The 16,474-nt window shown below is 34.5% G+C and carries 14 protein-coding genes; 5 read left to right on the top strand and 9 right to left on the bottom strand.

The features are described 5' to 3' along the window. The first annotated feature begins 18 nt into the window (after nucleotides 1-18). Nucleotides 19-600, top strand: coding sequence for a nicotinate (nicotinamide) nucleotide adenylyltransferase (nadD, locus tag FLB_RS11235; protein WP_064716042.1), 582 nt, complete (start codon nucleotides 19-21; stop codon nucleotides 598-600). On the opposite strand, the gene FLB_RS11230 is transcribed toward nadD, so the two are convergent. Next, nucleotides 601-1,497: a LysR family transcriptional regulator gene (locus FLB_RS11230; RefSeq protein WP_064716104.1), complete on the bottom strand. Its 897-nt coding sequence runs from the start codon at nucleotides 1,495-1,497 to the stop codon at nucleotides 601-603. Nucleotides 1,498-1,588: 91 nt separating this feature from the next. Between FLB_RS11230 and FLB_RS11225 the strand changes: the two genes are divergently transcribed. The 3 genes from FLB_RS11225 (at nucleotide 1,589) to FLB_RS11215 (ending at nucleotide 4,917) form a co-directional block, all read left to right on the top strand. Beyond that, entirely contained in the window at nucleotides 1,589-2,356 is a 768-nt protein-coding gene (locus FLB_RS11225; RefSeq protein WP_064716041.1) for a type 1 glutamine amidotransferase domain-containing protein, read from the top strand. A 126-nt stretch (nucleotides 2,357-2,482) separates the two neighbouring features. Further along, a complete protein-coding gene (locus tag FLB_RS11220) occupies nucleotides 2,483-3,646 on the top strand; it encodes an iron-containing alcohol dehydrogenase (protein WP_064716040.1) in 1,164 nt (387 codons plus the stop codon). Nucleotides 3,647-3,921: 275 nt separating this feature from the next. After that, a complete protein-coding gene (locus tag FLB_RS11215; protein ID WP_064716103.1) occupies nucleotides 3,922-4,917 on the top strand; it encodes an NAD(P)H-dependent glycerol-3-phosphate dehydrogenase in 996 nt (331 codons plus the stop codon). A 300-nt stretch (nucleotides 4,918-5,217) separates the two neighbouring features. Here FLB_RS11215 and FLB_RS11210 read toward each other — a convergent pair whose 3' ends face one another. From FLB_RS11210 to FLB_RS11200, 3 genes are all read right to left on the bottom strand, one after another. Then, on the bottom strand, nucleotides 5,218-5,625 hold the full coding sequence (locus FLB_RS11210; protein ID WP_064716039.1) for a hypothetical protein: 408 nt from the start codon (nucleotides 5,623-5,625) through the stop codon (nucleotides 5,218-5,220). Nucleotides 5,626-5,671: 46 nt separating this feature from the next. Then, nucleotides 5,672-6,691: a phenylalanine--tRNA ligase subunit alpha gene (gene pheS, locus FLB_RS11205; protein ID WP_064716038.1), complete on the bottom strand. Its 1,020-nt coding sequence runs from the start codon at nucleotides 6,689-6,691 to the stop codon at nucleotides 5,672-5,674. A gap of 122 nt (nucleotides 6,692-6,813) precedes the next feature. Then, the gene (locus FLB_RS11200) at nucleotides 6,814-7,170 is read right to left on the bottom strand and encodes a hypothetical protein (protein WP_064716037.1); all 357 of its coding nucleotides are present in this window, start codon (nucleotides 7,168-7,170) and stop codon (nucleotides 6,814-6,816) included. 159 nt (nucleotides 7,171-7,329) lie between these two features. Here FLB_RS11200 and FLB_RS11195 point away from each other — a divergent pair, with 159 nt between their 5' ends. Beyond that, nucleotides 7,330-7,830, top strand: coding sequence for a CvpA family protein (locus FLB_RS11195; RefSeq protein ID WP_064716036.1), 501 nt, complete (start codon nucleotides 7,330-7,332; stop codon nucleotides 7,828-7,830). 255 nt (nucleotides 7,831-8,085) lie between these two features. On the opposite strand, the gene FLB_RS11190 is transcribed toward FLB_RS11195, so the two are convergent. The 5 genes from FLB_RS11190 to FLB_RS11170 all read right to left on the bottom strand — a co-directional run bounded on the left by FLB_RS11190 (nucleotide 8,086) and on the right by FLB_RS11170 (nucleotide 16,437). After that, on the bottom strand, nucleotides 8,086-9,558 hold the full coding sequence (locus FLB_RS11190; RefSeq protein ID WP_064716102.1) for a RagB/SusD family nutrient uptake outer membrane protein: 1,473 nt from the start codon (nucleotides 9,556-9,558) through the stop codon (nucleotides 8,086-8,088). 2 nt (nucleotides 9,559-9,560) lie between these two features. Further along, the gene (locus FLB_RS11185; RefSeq protein WP_064716035.1) at nucleotides 9,561-12,713 is read right to left on the bottom strand and encodes a SusC/RagA family TonB-linked outer membrane protein; all 3,153 of its coding nucleotides are present in this window, start codon (nucleotides 12,711-12,713) and stop codon (nucleotides 9,561-9,563) included. 336 nt (nucleotides 12,714-13,049) lie between these two features. After that, a complete protein-coding gene (locus tag FLB_RS11180; protein WP_064716034.1) occupies nucleotides 13,050-13,796 on the bottom strand; it encodes a tetratricopeptide repeat protein in 747 nt (248 codons plus the stop codon). Between the two features lie 104 nt (nucleotides 13,797-13,900). Further along, nucleotides 13,901-15,655: a BatD family protein gene (locus FLB_RS11175; protein ID WP_064716033.1), complete on the bottom strand. Its 1,755-nt coding sequence runs from the start codon at nucleotides 15,653-15,655 to the stop codon at nucleotides 13,901-13,903. Nucleotides 15,656-15,675: 20 nt separating this feature from the next. Further along, the gene (locus tag FLB_RS11170) at nucleotides 15,676-16,437 is read right to left on the bottom strand and encodes a tetratricopeptide repeat protein (protein ID WP_064716032.1); all 762 of its coding nucleotides are present in this window, start codon (nucleotides 16,435-16,437) and stop codon (nucleotides 15,676-15,678) included. Nucleotides 16,438-16,474: the final 37 nt, after the last annotated feature.

The raw sequence follows: 16,474 nt of genomic DNA, 5'->3' as shown, positions 1-16,474 counted from the left end.
CACTAGTTACTAAGTTAAATGAAAATCGGACTATATTTCGGTACTTTTAATCCCATTCATGTGGGACATTTGATTATTGCCAATCATATGGCAGAGCATACTGATTTGGATCAAATTTGGATGATCGTAACGCCTCATAATCCACTAAAAAAGAAAAGTACTTTGCTCGATGATTATCATCGGTTACACATGGTGCATTTGGCTACGGCTTCCTATCCTAAAATCAAACCTTCGGACATTGAATTTAAATTACCACAACCCAATTATACGATTAATACGTTAGTCCATTTACAGGAAAAACATCCGGAACACGAGTTTGCTTTAATCATGGGCGAAGACAACTTAAAATCCTTGCACAAATGGAAAAACTATGAAGCAATACTAGAACACCATTCCATTTATGTCTATCCAAGAGTCAATTCAGGTCCCGAGAATTTGGCCTTTTCTGACCATCCAAAAATTAATGTTATAGATGCTCCTGTGGTAGAAATTTCAGCGACTTTTATTCGCGATAACATTAAAACCGGCAAAAATATTCGTCCTTTATTACCTCACGATGTTTGGGAATATTTGGATCACAATAATTTTTATAAGAAATAATCACCACAAAACCTCTTTTAAAACCGAAGCTACTTCTTGAGTAATCGTAGTTAAATGATCATTTTTACCTGATAACAAAAAAACAGTCGTTTCGGGCATTTTGGGACTATCCCAAACCAGTTGTAATTCATTATTCTGAATTTTTGTTTTGGCATTGCAATCCCAGACAATCGTTACTCCCGTGTTTTGAGCCATTATCGATAGCATTTCGTTTTCGGATGGGATAATATAATTCGCTACAATTGCCGGTCGTTTTTTATTGAACACGTGCAACCAAAACAACTTGATGTGAGGAATCCCAGAATCATGACTGTACCAACGCTGCTCATTCAACCAATTCTCAACTGCTGTCCAATCTTCTGCTATTATTTTAGCGTTGAGTTCTTGAATTTGAATATCTGGTGTAGCTACCACAATTTGTTTGATGGCTCCTACTTTTTGCTGAAGGGTATCAAAAGTATCATACTGTTTGGTTACTATGGCAAAATCGAGTTTTTTTGAATTTACTAAATTAAACAACTCCTCATTGGTACCAAAAGTGAAGTCAATAAAATCAAATTTTGCCACTAATGATGCGCCAAAACAACTCATCAAATGTTTGGAAACCCCAATCGAAAGTAACCGATTCGCATTAAAGGCTTTAGCTCGAAAACCATTTTCTACATTTTCTAAGCGATCCAAAGCATCAATGATTAAGTTATTGAGTAACTTTGCGTATTCCGTAGGTTCAACCCCTTTTGATTTACGGTTGAATAGCGTGTACCCTACATGCGCCTCTAACATCGCAATTTGCTGACTAACTGCGGGCTGACTAATAAACAACTCCTTTGCCGCCAGAGAAAAATTTCCGTTTTTGTAAACCGATTTAAAAGTGCGATACCATTCTAAGTTAACCATGCTATAAATATATTTATCACAAACATAATTTAAATTATTTTTACTAATACCATATTCGCTATAAATTTGCACTCTCAAATTAAAACATACGATGAAAAAAACGAACTTATTTGCGATTCTATTATTAACCTTAAGCTGCTTTGTAGCAACTGCACAAAAACAAAATAAAAAGATGAAAAAAGTATTATTTGTGGTTACCAGCCACGATCAATTAGGTAACACAGGAGAAAAAACAGGATTTTGGACAGAAGAGTTTGCTGCTCCCTATTATGCTCTTGCCGATAAAGGAATTCAAATCGATATTGCTACTCCACTAGGAGGACAACCCCCAATCGATCCTAAAAGTGCTGATCCAGCATCGGCTACCGAGGACACCAAACGTTTTGATGCCGATACCGCATTGTTAGCAAAACTCAAAAACACGAAAAAATTAACAGAAGTTAATCCATCAGATTACGATGCGGTTTTTTTTCCAGGAGGACACGGTCCGTTATGGGATTTAGCCGAGGATAAAACTTCAGCAGAGATAATCGCCACTTTTTACACACAAAACAAACCGGTTGCCTTCGTATGTCATGCGCCAGCAGCTTTGAAAAATGTTAAGATAAATGGAGATTTTTTGGTTAAAGGTAAAAAAGTAACTGGATTTACTAACTCTGAAGAAGCAGCCGTGGGTTTGACCAATGTTGTACCTTTTTTGGTGGAAGATATGTTGCAAAAAAATGGTGGTTCTTATAGTAAAGCTGGCGATTGGCAATCGTATGCTGTAGAAGATGGTTACCTAATAACAGGACAAAACCCAGCATCATCAAAATTAGTTGCCGAAAAATTATTGGCGCAATTGCATTCAAAAAAGTAAAAAGAAGTTTCTAAGTTTCTGAGTCACCTAGTTACTAAGATTTAAGCAATACAAATTTGATTTTTTTCAAAAACTTAGCTTCCTAGTAACTTAGTGTCTTAGCATCTAATTTAAAAAAAAAACACTATGTTAAACTTCGAATTATACAATCCTACGAATTTAATTTTCGGAAAAGGACAAATAGAAAAAATAGCAAACTTGATTCCAGCAAAAGCCAAAATCTTGATTGCTTACGGAGGTGGAAGCATCTTCAAGAACGGCATTTATGATCAAGTAAAAGCTGTCCTTCAAGATCGTACTGTAGTTGAATTTGGCGGTATTGAGCCCAATCCTCATTACGAAACGCTAATGAAAGCTGTAGCTGTAATCAAAGAACAAAACATAGATTTCATCCTTGCCGTGGGTGGCGGAAGTGTAATTGATGGCGTGAAATTCATGTCGGCAGCGGCACATTTTGAAGGCAACCCGATGGATATTTTACAGAAAAGATTACTCATCAAAGACCTAAGCAAAGTTGTTCCTTTTGGGACGGTATTAACCATTCCAGCAACCGGTTCCGAAATGAATTCGGGTGCTGTAGTAACTATTGAAGCTACACAAGAAAAACTGTCTTTTGGAGGAAGCGCTTTGTTTCCTAAATTTTCTGTTTGTGATCCCACCGTTATTCATTCTTTACCAAAAAGACAATTGCAAAACGGGGTTGTAGATGCTTACACTCATGTGCTAGAACAATACTTGACCTATCCGCATGATGGTTTTTTACAAGATCGAATTGCCGAAAGTATTTTGCAAACCCTAATCGAAATTGGTCCCAAAGTAGTAGAGCATCCAACAGATTATGCTTTGGCTTCTAACTTTATGTGGAGTTGTACCATGGCGCTCAACGGACTGATTCAAAAAGGAGTACCAAGCGACTGGGCTACCCACATGATTGGTCATGAATTAACTGCCTTATTCGGCATAGATCACGCTAGAACTTTAGCTATTATTGGTCCACATTTGTACCAAGTTATGTTCGAAACCAAAAAAGGAAAATTAGCTCAATACGGCAAACGCATATTTAATTTATCCGGAACTGATGACGAAATTGCTCAAGAGGCCATTCACAAAACAGTTGATTTCTTTCACATTATGGGGATGCAAACCCAATTGTCTGAATACACCAAAGATTTCGAGAAAACGGCCAATTTCATCGCGAATCGTTTTGAAGAAAGAGGATGGAAAGCTTTAGGAGAAAAACAAAATATCACACTAGAGAAAGTTAGAGAAATAGTAACCGCTAGTTATTAATACTAAAAAAAGGCGCTTTGCAATTCGTAAAACGCCTTTTTCAATAACTAAAAACAAAACTAACTAAACCAAAAATAAAATTTTTTCATTATAAACTTAATTTTCAGTAATTTATAACGTAAATCCGAACTATATATTGTGAAAAATAAAAAAATTTTTATTTTAAAAAAGATCTATCTGAGCTGTAGTCAATACTAAACAACATGGGGGGCAAACAAAATTAATTTGTGTAATTACTAGTATTTTGAGTACTTTTGATGAAATTTAATAAAAAAATGGCCGATAAATTAAAATTTGCAGTAATTGGTGGTGGAAGTTGGGCAACTGCTATTGCTAAAATGTTATGTGTGAACCAAAAAGAAATTTGCTGGTACATGCGAAACGAAGTCGCTATCGATCACCTTAAAAGCTACAAACACAATCCCAATTACTTGAGTTCGGTTGAGTTCGACACCAGCAAACTCGTTCTCACATCGGATATCAATGAAGCTATACAGTATGCCGACTACTTAATTTTTGCCATTCCATCGGCTTTTTTAGAAGGAGAATTATCTAAAATAACTGTTCCTTTAAAAGACAAAATCATCTTTTCGGCTATCAAAGGAATTGTTCCTGAAACTAGCTTGATTGTTGGCGAGCATTTTCACATTCAGTACGATATCCCTTACTACAACATAGGCGTAATTACAGGTCCTTGCCACGCCGAAGAAGTAGCTTTAGAACGTTTATCCTATCTAACAATTGCTTGTGGTGACCCAGATAAAGCAAAAAAAGTAGCCGAAAATTTATCAGGAAATTATATAAAAGCCAAAATATCAGATGATATTATTGGCACAGAATATGCAGCCATGCTTAAGAACATTTACTCAATAGCAGCTGGTATTGCTCACGGTTTGGGTTATGGCGATAACTTTCAATCGGTAATCATGAGTAACGCCATTCGTGAAATGAAAAAATTCATCAAAAAAGTTCACAAAATGAAACGCAACATCAATGATTCTGCCTATTTAGGAGACTTATTGGTAACAGGATACTCTATCTTCTCTAGAAATAGAATGTTTGGGAACATGATTGGAAAAGGTTACACTGTAAAATCAGCCATGATGGAAATGAGCATGGTAGCCGAAGGATATTATGCCGTAAAAAGTGCATACAAACTCAACCAAGGATATGGCGCAAAAACTCCAATTATAGATGCCGTATATCAAATTCTGTATGAAGGAAAAGAAGCCAAAGCGGTCTTTAAAAAACTTACCGAAGAATTAGACTAATTTATTCTAAAAAAATAGCTAAATAAAAAAAGGCAACGGTTATATCAACAGTTGCCTTTTTCACAAAAACACATAACTAACTAAATATACAACAAACATAAAAATTCCTTTGGGAATGATTTTATATTGAATCGTGTACAATAGGTATGCCTAAGTTAAAAAATCAAGATTTTAAAGGGATTGAAAATGTTAAGAATCGAAAAACTGTCCATTTATTGGAAAAAAATTTCAGAATTTGGACAAAAAAAATGCCACTGAGCGTTTCAATGGCATCTTTTACATTTTAAATTATCAAATACATTATTTCACAATTACTCCATCTACAAAAAGAATTGGTACTTCTTCCATTTCAGTTTCATTAATGCTATTCGCTTTGAAAATGAATTTTTTATCATACAACGTTCCATCAATAAAATAAGTCACCATAAACTCGTTATTGAGCGTAAGTACACTTTTCTCAATCATTTCTATTTTAACAACAGAAACAGCTGGTATTGCAACGAAAGCATGACGCAAAAGCGAAGTCTTCTTCATTTCCCCATCAATCGTTCCAAAAGCTTTAGAAACGACCATTATGCCTTCTAAATTAAAATCACTATCGTTTACCAAGTAGGCGTACCACACTTTTTCCATAAAGTCGTCACTCCATTCTTGAACGGCAGCAATAAATACATTTTCTACTACAGGTATGATGATGTCTTTTTTCATTTTTAACAGAACCTTTTCAGAGTTTAAAACTCTGAAAGGGTTATTTTTAAATTATAGATTTAAATTGCTCCAAGAAACGCACGTCGTTTTCATAAAACATACGGATATCACCAATTTGGTACAACAACATAGCGATACGCTCTACTCCCATTCCGAAAGCAAAACCGTTGTACTCATCTGGATTGATGCCACAATTGGTCAAAACATTTGGATCTACCATTCCGCAACCACCGATTTCTAACCAACCCGTACCTTTGGTAATACGATAATCGGTTTCAGTTTTTAAACCCCAATAAATATCTATTTCGGCACTTGGCTCTGTAAACGGAAAATAAGAGGGTCTAAGACGGATTTTTGACTTACCGAACATTTCCTTAGTAAAATACAAAAGCGTTTGTTTTAAGTCGGCAAAAGACACATCCTTGTCAATGTACAATCCTTCTACTTGATGAAAGATACAGTGCGAACGCGACGAAACAGCTTCGTTACGAAAAACACGACCCGGCGAAATGGTACGAATAGGTGGCTTATTGTTTTCCATATAACGCACCTGCACCGATGAAGTATGCGTACGCAACAACACATCAGGATTGGTTTGAATGAAAAAAGTATCTTGCATATCACGTGCCGGATGGTATTCTGGCAAGTTCAAGGCAGTAAAATTATGCCAATCGTCTTCAATTTCTGGACCTTCAGAAACATTGAATCCTATCGTCGAAAAAATATCAATAATTTGATTTTTTACTAAAGATATTGGGTGACGTGAACCAATTGTAATAGGCTCTCCGGTACGAGTCAAATCGCCATAAATACCTTTGCTTTCTTGCTGATTTTCTAATCCTTCTTGTATTGATTTTACTTTATCCTCAGCTGTTGTTTTAAGTAAGTTAATGACTTGTCCAAATTCTTTTTTCTGCTCATTCGGAACATTTTTAAAATCGGCAAATAATGCTTTCAAAAGCCCTTTGCTTCCTAAATATTTAATTCGGAAGGCTTCTAATTCAGTACCATCTTGAGTAGAAAACGCTTGTGCTTCTGCAATGTATTCTTTTATCTTATCTATCATTTTCATTCCATAATTGAGGTGCAAATTTAGCTTTTTTTGGTGATTAGTGAAAAGTAATTAGTGATTAGTCCAAAAAATTAAATAATGCTAATCACTAATTACTCATTACTTTTCACTATTTTCTAATCAATCACCTCCCGTTCTACGAAATAATTTACAATCGCCTCTTTCATCAAAACGGTTTGTTCACCGGCTTTTAACGGCGGTAATTCTTCTTTAACTTTATAATGTGGCCAACCCTCTTCATCAAAAAAGTCAAACTCATAGAAACCATAAGGTTCTAATAAGCGACAAATCGCAATGTGCATTAAGTTGACTTTTTCGTCTTTTTTAAACTCACGATGTACCTGACCTAATTCTTGTACTCCGATCAGGTAAATAATGGCATCCAAATCTAAATCTTCGCCTTGCGAAAATCGATCCGATAAAAGGGTAACGAGTTGTTCCCAGCGTTCTTTTAGTTGTATATCTCTAGACATTATTTTAAAATTTAGGAATTAGGATTTAAAATTTAGGATTGAATAACCAACACTACCTTTCAATACTAACTATTTTAGGCAAAGATAAGCACTTGAAAATTGAGTTAGGGTATCGCCGATTTCTTTTATATTTGCACTTTTAATTTTTACCCTAAAAACATGACATTTTTTGATCTTTTAATTGGTAGTCTATTGGCCTATGCGTTGTTCAAAGGCGTTCAAAACGGACTTTTTGCCGAATTAGCTTCTTTGGTTTCTTTGTTAATTGGAATTTATATAGCCGTAAAGTTCTCAGCACTTATGGCCGCTATAATTTCAGGCGTTGTCAAATGGAATCCGTATACCATTCAGATAGTAGCTTTTATAGTGACCTTCATCGTAGTGGTGGTTGGTATCTACATGCTTAGTAAATTTTTTACAGGCCTAGCGGATTTTGCCTATTTGGGCTGGATCAACAAAGCGGGCGGTGGCGTGTTTAGAGTCCTGAAATTTGTATTGATTATCAGTGTATTTTTGACGATTTTCGAAAAAATCAATTACCATAATTTCTTAGCTAAAAAAGAAACCTTGGATAAATCACTATTTTTTAATCCGATTCAAAAAACGGCCGATTTTATTTTTCCTTCTTTAGAAAAGCTATACGATAAGGCAAAAAAATAAGATACAACTTTTCAAAGTATACAAAAACGCCCTTGGAAATTTAAGTTTTCAAGGGCGCTTTTTTGTATAAATCGTTAGTTTATTTCATGTTACTTCAAAAGCAAGTTACAACTCTGAGTTATACTTTTGTCATTTTACAGCGTAAATAGCGAATAATCCGTCGCTCATTAGCTTGACGGAATATTACAATCGCGTTTAAGATAAAAAACAGCCTCCAAAATTAGAGGCTGTTTCTTAAAATTTAAAAATGATTGGTTACAATTCATTTTGTATTATTAACGGATTAACTTGAATTTCAGACAACGGAAACACTAATTGCCATCTCTTATCATCAGCAGGAACTGACATAACACCTGCAGTAATAGTTGTATTATGTTGAGCTCCGGTTCTATCTAAAGGAGAATTAGTTCTTTTTAAATCAAAAAATCTAAACCCTTCTCCCCAAAGCTCAATTCGTCTTTGGAAATAAATCTCATTTAATAAATCAACTCCTGTTTTAGTTGATAAAACATAAGCTGGGTTTCTTTTAGAAACTAAATTAAATAAAACTTGAGCAGCATCTGGAGCTCCTAAATTTGCTTTTGCCTCTGCTTCAATCAAAAACATTTCTGCAGCTCTCATGTAAGGAACATCACATCTACTATCTCCTGTACTAACAGAAAGAAACTTTTGACTAGTAAACGGGAATTTTTTAGCAGATGATATTAAAACAATATTTGGATGTTCACCAGTTTTACTAAAAATAGTAGATCTAACATCAGTTGCTGGAATTAAATTATACAACTTGCTATTAATCGCTTTAGGACAACTACGAATAACTGTAGAGCTGAAATTTCTAGACATATATGCCCCAAAGTTTGCAAAAGATTCTGTTTGAAGTTCATTTATATAACTTCCCCACATCCATTCTTGATTATTGTAATTATTAAATCCAGAGCCATACTCTGCAATTGTCATTAAATTTTTACCAGTTCTAGCCTTGTTTGCAAAATCAGCAGCAACTGACCAATTTCCTTGAACTAAAGCAACACGAGCCTTTAGTCCCTGTGCAACTCTTAAATCTAAATGTGAATTATTTGGCTTAGAATAACCTACTAACAATTCCATAGCTTCATCAAGATCTTTATTGATTTGAGAATAAACTTCCTCAACAGTTGAGCGGGGTAATTTATCGTTGTTAACTTTTAAAATAATAGGAATACCAAGTTGAGAATTAACAGTCCCTTTTACATATCTTTTAGCATACAATTGCACTAATTGAAAGTGAGAAAATGCACGATACACTAGAGCCTGACCCTTTATCATTTTTTTTGCAGCAACACTGCCTTGTGCTGCATCTACAGCATTTATAATAGTATTCGCATTTCTATTTATTTGATAAAAAGTTCTGTAAGGAAAACGAACATCTTGAGAATTTTGATTATTTAAACTTGTCCAGTTGTAAAAACCTAAAAACCATCCGTTGGTAACAGGATATACTATATCATCACCAGCAATGTCAACCGCTTGCATAACTCCAGCAATCCCTGTTTCACTTTGTTGCTCATAACGTATATAAAGCGAACGGTGGATTCCATTTAATAAGGTATATAAATTATCAGTAGTTGCAGTTGCATCGTCAACTCCAACAAACTCAGTTGGTTTCTTATCTAAGAAATCATCTGAACAAGAACCTAATACCATTAACATTGTTAAAAGTATTGTACATTTAAAATTAAATTTTTTCATCATTAAAAGTTTAAATTAAGACCTAAAGAAATTAATCTAGCAGGTGAAAACCTATTTTGTGTTGTTCCGTTTAAATTTTGTGTAGGATCTAATCCAACTCTTTTTGTAAATAACATTAAATTTTCTCCATTAGCAAAAAATCGAATACCATCTACACCTATTTTTCCAACAAATTTTGAAGGCAAATTGTAAGACATTGTAATTTGACGTAATGATAAATAATCAGAATCTACCAACCATCTATCAGATGCTGCTGAAGATTGAACATTTCTATTGACATCTAATCTTGGAACATCCGTTACATCGCCTGGCTTTTGCCATCTTCCTAAAATATCAGTACTCAATGCAGAACCGTAATTAACTCCAGTATGCATTAAACTAGCATAGTTACTATCATAAGTTTTTCCTCCTAATTGATAAGCAACTAATACATCTAATTGAAAACCACCATACTTAAAGGAATTTGTAAAACTCCCGAATAAATCAGGTAATGAAGTATCTGCATAATGAAACAATGCCTTATTTTGATCAGTAGTAACATTAACTCCATTTACAACTCTATAAGTTGGGTCTACTGCACCATTTGCTGGTAAATAATTCGGATCGATAACATAAAGTGCATATCCATCAGTTGGATCTACACCATACCAATCTCTTAACCAATAATCAAAAATTGAACTTCCAATAGAATATTTTTTTGTTCCTGTGATGATTTCACTTTGTGGTAATTTTGTTATTTCGTTTTTAATAGTCGAAGCATTTACATTAAAATTCCATGAAAAATCTTGTGTTTTAATCAATGTAACATCCAAAGAAACTTCAATACCACTATTAAACATAGATCCAATATTCTCTACTCTATTATCAAGTCCAGAAGTTAAAGGATTAGGAACATTAAAAATCAAACCATCTGTTTCTCTTTTATAATATTCAACAGATCCCTTAAGTCTATTTTTAAATAAAGTAAATTCAATTCCTATATCAGATTGCGTATTCTTTTCCCATTTCAAATCTGCTGCACCAGGTCCATTAGCTACAAAACCACCTTCGGAACCGTTTGAAAATCCATTAGAAAACGTAGGCTGACTTACATAATAGTTCAAGCCTCCATTACTAATATGTGAATCATTTCCAACCTCACCTCTAGATCCTCGTATTTTAAAGTCGTTTATCCATTCGGAATCTTTCAAGAAATTTTCATTTGAAACTACCCATGCCAAACCTACTGACCAAAAATTACCCCATCTATTATCTTTAGCGAACTTTGAAGAACCATCTCGTCTAAATGAACCAGAAATAATATACTTCGTCAAATAATCGTATCCAATTCTAGAGAAATATGATTCAGTAGCATAATTTCTTGTATAAGAATTAAGATCACTTGTAGTAACAAAATTTATAAATTCAGTATTATTAGCACTAATCAACTTTCTTTTAGTACCTGTCAAGAAGTTAAATTCATAATCAAAACTTTCATGACCCAGCAATGCAGAAAAATTATGACCATTTATAGTTTTATTATAATCTAAAATTTGATTAAAGGTAATACCGCTTAACACACTATTTTCCTTAGCAGATAATCCATCTGGTGCAGCATCACTAATAACCGGATTCCAATACACACTATTATTAATTGATGTTCTATCTATTGCTACATTAGTTTTAAACGAAAAGTCTTTTAAAAACTTGAATTCAGCATAAGCTCTGGCATTAATAGCCATGCTCTTGTCTTTGTCAATATTGTTAAGAGTTTCATAAACAACATTTCTTCCATTAGAAGCATCAGAGGCTCTTATATCTGAATACACTGGATTACCAATTCCATCTAAAATCACACTACCATCTGGATTATGCTTATATACTGAGAATATTGGCCCCATATAACGAATCGTTCTAAAAGGATTATTAAAACTACTTGTATTATCAACCCCGTCTACGGCATTATTTGATTCAGATAAAACACCTGTTAAATTAATCCCTGTTTTAAACCATTCTTTATGCTTGGTATTAATATTAAGACGAGCAGTAGCTCTTCTAAACTGAGATCCTTTTATATTCCCTTCTTCATCAAGATTACTTAAAGAAGCAAAGTAATCTGTTTTCTCTGTTTTGCCTTGATAAGAAAAATCAACACTTTTTCGTACGCCTGCTCTACTCAATTTTTTCTCCCAATCTAAATCATCCGCGTACAAAAGCTTAGCATTTGGATTAATTTTACCATCTAACCCTACAATAGAATTATTAGGCACATTAAATGGATTCTCAACTAAAAAAATAGGTGTATTAGCTGAGGCATAAGCATTTGCCGCTGCAATATTAGCTGGTGTGGATAAATTTCTACTGTTACGAACAGCTTCCCAAATCAAAGGATAATATTGAAAAGCATCTACTCTTTGATACTCAGGTATTGACCTTGAAGATAATCCTGTACTAATGTTTAATGTGAACTTTTCCTTGGTTGACTTTCCTGTTTTTGTAGTAATCATTACTACACCATTGGCAGCTTTAGAACCATATAAAGAAGTAGAAGCCGCATCTTTTAACACAGTCATACTTGATATGTCAGCTGCATTAATACTGCTCAAATCACCAGTAAACGGAACTCCATCTAATATATAAAGAGGAGTATTTGAACCATTAATAGAGCTAAATCCTCTAATTCTAATAGTTGGTGATGATCCTGGTTGACCTGCAGCACTTTGAATTTGAACTCCGGAAACAGCACCTTCTAAACCAGATAGAACATTCGTTACTGATCTACCTTCCAATGCTTCACCTAAAACTGCTGTTGCGGAACCTGTATAGGAAGATTTTTTGGTTTTACCGTATGCCACTACAACAACTTCTTCTAAGTTTTGTGCTCCAGTATCTTTCATCTTTACATCTAATGTACTAGATACTCCTACATTCATTTTCACCGTATCCATCCCCAAGAATGAAAAAACAAGAACGTCGCCTTGTTTAGCTTTTATGGAATACTTACCATCGAAACCAGTTTGAGTACTAACTCTAGTACCGCTGATGACAATATTAACTCCTGGTACAGCACCTGTTTGGTCTGTAACAGTACCCGAAACAGTTTTCACTTGAGCGAAAACTAATTGCATTGACAAAGCCAATAGCAAAGAAAAAATCCATTTGAATTTTGATCGCATAAACTTGAATTTTGATTTAGTTATGCGACAAAAATCTTAACAATTTCTTAATAAAAAAAACAGCAATCCATTGCGAACCCTCGAAAACAAAGGAATTCAGTAAATTTTATATTACATTAATTATAAAATACCCAACACATATTTTTAGATTTAACACAAATCAAACAGGTATTAAAAATTATATCTAAATTAAATTGCGAATTCAATATAATTGCAGGAATGCTAATTTTAACATAATTTCCCCAAAAAACACCCTAAAAACATAAGCTTTTAAGCAAAAAACGGGTGTTTCTCAACAATAGAAACACCCGTTTTTAAGAAAATTCACCTTAACATTTACTTCACTTCTTTAATAGAATTCGCGTTCAACCAGCCTTCAGTGCCGTCCGTGAGTTGTACTTTTCGCCATTGTTCTAGCCTTTCTAGTACATAAACTTTGGTGCCTTCATGGAGGATTATTACAGTCAGACTTGCAGCTTGTGGCTCACTTTTTACTTCGGTACTTTCTGCAAAAAGTATAGCTGGTCTATCATTTTTAAAATGACTTTGCTCAAAATAACCTGCAAAAACACTAATCAAAACTAAAAGTAACCAAAAAAACATGCCAAAGAAAAACACTCGTTTCGCTACTGAAGTTTGACCAAAATAATAGCCTAAAAAGAAAAGTAAAAACAATAGCGCAAACCCTATAGCAATCCATCCCCAAGTATCATAATGAAAGAATGATGTGAAATCATGTACTAACTTCTCGAAACCTACTTTGGGAACGACTTTAATCTCGTCTATGGTTCTTTTTTGGGCAAATTTCAAATTGTTTTGAATCTCATTGTCATGGGGTTTTAAAACCAACGCCTTTTCGTAATTATAAATAGCTGGCGCGACTTGATTGAGTTTGTAATAACAATTGCCCAAATTAAAATACAAATCGGCCGATACTTTTTTTTCTGTTTGAACCACCGATTCGTAGGCCTGAATGGCTTGTTCGTACTGCCCTTTTTTGTATAATGCATTCCCCGCTTCAAAACCATTTTGAGCAGTTAAAACACTGGTTATAAACAATAATAAATAAACTATATTTTTCATAATTTGTTTAAATTTTAAACACAAGGATCACAAAGAAAGCACTAAGAACACTATTTTATAGTGCTCACTCAATTATTCTTGTTTACACTTCTATGCTTTGTGGTTTACACAATTTGTTTTTCTAATCCCGAAATAATCTCGACGGCTTTATCAAAATCTTGCTGAATCGAGGCGCTAGATGAAGGCGCATAACGCGCAATCTCACAATTTTCTGTCAAGGCAATAAAATCGTTTACAGCTTCAGGATTGGCTTTTCTAGACAACAATAATTCTTGAATGTTATCTTTACTCATTTCTGAAGTCTCGATGTGTAATTTGGCTTTTAAGAAATTATGCATCGCTTTTTCGAGTGCCACATAGAACAACTCTTTGTTCGCAATTTGTTTTTTGGCTTCCGACAAATATTTTTTAGCCAATTTATTGTTCATTTTGATTCGGTTACCAAAGACATCGCTATCTATGGCTTCTTTTTTCTTTTTGAAAATAACAATCAAAGGAATTATTCCAAAAGGAAGCAATAACAATGCATAAAAGCTATTGGATCCTAAGAAATCCTTTGCGTGAACATCGGCAAGTTCTGTTTTGAGCTTGATGAATTTGAATTGCTCTACATTACTGATTTTATTTTTAGCGGTGCTCGCCACTGCAGTACTATCTGTAGCCGTCGGGCCATCCAAAACAGTGACTAAAATTTCTGGTGAAGTAATCGTTTTATAGCTGCCCGAATTCAAATCAAAATAAGAGAACTGCATTGGTTTAATCGGATAGGTTCCTTTGAACTGCGGAATAATGGTATAACTATCCGAAATCTTACCTGCCATTCCAGAAAGCGGTGTATTTACGGATTCCGAATGAACAGGGTCATACATTTCTAAGGCATTTGGAACTACAGGTTTGGGTAAGGTGAATAATTTAAGATTGCCTTTTCCAGCGGCGCTTACTACCAACTCTAAACTTTCTCCATTGTGCAGCGTTGTTTTACTTGGTGTAACTTTAAAATCAAAAGTTCCCACGGCGCCGGAAAAATCTGCTGGTTTACCGGATTCTGGCAATCCTTTTACTGCAATGGTTTTTGCTCCTGTAGTTACATTCTTAGTTACATCTTTTACAATAAATTGCCCAAACATATCTCTTCTATTGGTGGGCAATTGAACAGGTATATCTAATGAAAGTGGCTCTATCACTAACTTCCCTGATTTTTGAGGATACAAAACCGTTTTACGAAGAACTACATACCTAAAACGTTCCCCTCTAAACATTCCCTCTTCAGGAACCAGTTGCTTGATATCAATATTTTGGCTCCAAAAATCATTGTATTTTGGTTTACTCTTTTCTTCCCAGTTTACTCCAATTCCAATATTGTAGCTGAAATACAATTTATACACAACCGTAATGGGTTCATTGATGTACGGATTGGTTTTAGAAACATCGGCTACTAAATATAAATTGTTATCGGCAGAAATTTGGCCGTCATTCTCTTCCTGACTTTGCTGTACTGCATTGGTTACCGTAATCTTTACGGGAGATGTTTTGTATACCTGACCATTGAACTCAATCGCGGCTTGCTTAATCACCAAAGCTCCTTTTCGAGTAGGCAACAAAAAATAAGAATACACTTTTTCAAAAGAGCTTCTTCCGTTCACCCACGATTGACTTACTTGTTGGCTAGGTCCTGCGATGATTCGGAAGCCATCGAAGGAAGGTTGAATAAAATTATCACCATCTACATTCATAATAAAGTCAACACGAAGGCGTTCGTTTAATGCCAAAGTGTTTTTACTCACTCGTGTCTCGAATTGAACTTGAGCCAGAAGTGGGTTAGCAATTATAAAAAGTGCAACTGCAATAAATTTTTTCATTTTAAAATGCGGTTTTTGAATTACCAATCTTTTTCGGTTTGAACTGGTTTTCCTTGGCCTTGTTTGGCTTTTACTTTATCTTGAATTTTCTTTTCTTCGTTGTTTACAGCATCCAAAAGGTTTTCTAAACGGTCTTTAGAAATATCGCCAGGTTTTGGTTTGGGTTGTCCTTTTTGATCTTGATTTTTGCTGTTTTTTTGCTCGTTTTGATTAGGATCTTGTTTTTTGTCCTGATCGCCTTTATCGTCTTTTTTGTCTTTGTCCTTATCTCCGTCTTTCTTGTCGTCCTTCTTATCTTTATCCTTGTCTTTGTCTTTTTTATTATCCTTATCGTTTTTCGGTGGATTGTCTTTTAGCATTTTTTTGGCCAAAGCGTAATTGTAACGCGTTTCTTCATCTTCGGGATTAGAACGTAAAGCGTTTTTATAAGCATCAACTGCGGCTTCATAATTTTTATCTTTCATAAAAGTATTCCCCAAGTTGTGCAATATCTTGTGCTTTTGCGATTTTACTTTTGCTTTGCGTAGTGCTTCGACATAGGCGTATTGTGCTTCGGCATTTTGATTTTGCTTGTAAATGGCATTACCTAAATTGTAAGGAGCTACCGTTCGGTTTGGGAATTTCGATTGTGAAATTCTATAATTTGCCTCCGCTTCTACAAACTTTTTTTCTGAAAACTCTTCATTGGCTTTTGGCAAAGCTTTGTCTTTTTGTTGAGCAAATAAGCCTCCTAGCCCCAATAGGGAAAACAAGAAAAGGAATATGAAATATTTTTTAATCATTTGTAATTTTGTATTTTATCACTTTCAAGTACATTTA

The organism is Flavobacterium succinicans (assembly GCF_001662485.1).
GTDB classification, from domain to species: Bacteria; Bacteroidota; Bacteroidia; order Flavobacteriales; family Flavobacteriaceae; genus Flavobacterium; species Flavobacterium succinicans_A.
The sequence above is the reverse complement of the archived record's forward strand: the minus strand, read 5'-3'. Positions and strand labels throughout refer to the sequence as shown.